We start from the raw sequence: 1075 nt of genomic DNA, 5'->3' as shown, positions 1-1075 counted from the left end.
AAAAGATTTAAATGTATCAGCTACTATATCAGAAACACTAAATAGTATGCTTGATAATTACAAAGATTTAAAAACAAGAAAAGAACAAATAAACTTACTTCCAAATTTAATTAATGAGTGGGTAAAAACTAACTCTAATATAGATATAAACAGCTACTCTTTAAATAAAGCTACTATAAGTAAGACAACAGATACAAATACTAAGATAATAAGTATCTTGGATGAACTTTCAAATTTAGATAAATCAAGTAGTGATTATGAAACAAAAAAAGAGTATTTAAAAAATGAACTAAAATCTCTTACTTTAATAACTGACAACGATAATCTAAAAAACTATGACAAACTTATAGATAGCATAAAATATGGTGGTGAAATTTCACTAAATAATAGAGACATAAGAGTTACACCAACTGGACTAAATAGGTTAAAAAACTATCAAATAAGCAAAGAGCTACTTGATGAGTTTAATAGCATAAAATATAAGCTAAAAGTAATTGATAGCTTTACAGGTTCTATTACTAAGCCACTATACTATACAAGCGAGAATGATGTAAAAGATATCATTAACCATATAAATCAAGCTTATGATAATATCTTAGACTACTCATATAAAACCTTGCTTACCCAAACAAGACTAAAAGAATATATGAATTTATTAGAACTTGATGTTGAAACTATAGAAGCTAATGGAACTATAAAATACTCTTTTAAACTAGACCATACTAATGCTCTTAATCACTTTAAAGATATAAACACCACCAACCCCAAAAAAGCCTTTACAGACTTAGCTGAGTTTATAACTATGTTTGAAAGTAAAAATGATATTAAAGATGGTATAGCTTTATTATCTAATTTTGCAATTACTGCAAAAGAAAAAGGAGTTATTAAAGAGTATTTAGATACCTTAAGCAGTAAAACCATATCAAATCTCTCTACTATATCTGGCACAAGTAAAGATGATACCCTAATAGGCACAAATATCTTAGATGGTAAAGACACTCTTTATGGCTTAGCTGGAAATGATACTTTAATAGGTGGAATAGGAGATGATACTTTAATAGGTGGAAAAGGAAGT

The 1075-nt window shown here is 27.2% G+C and carries 1 protein-coding gene; it reads left to right on the top strand.

Annotation, left to right across the window (positions count from 1 at the left end; all coding sequences use genetic code 11):
* A partial coding sequence (locus F1B92_RS08925; RefSeq protein WP_195836346.1) for a hypothetical protein occupies positions 1-1075 on the top strand: 1075 nt, incomplete at both ends.

It is taken from the genome of Campylobacter portucalensis, from assembly GCF_009690845.1.
Taxonomy (GTDB): Bacteria; Campylobacterota; Campylobacteria; order Campylobacterales; family Campylobacteraceae; genus Campylobacter_B; species Campylobacter_B portucalensis.
Note: the sequence above shows the minus strand (reverse complement) of the source record. Positions and strands in the feature narration are given on the sequence as shown.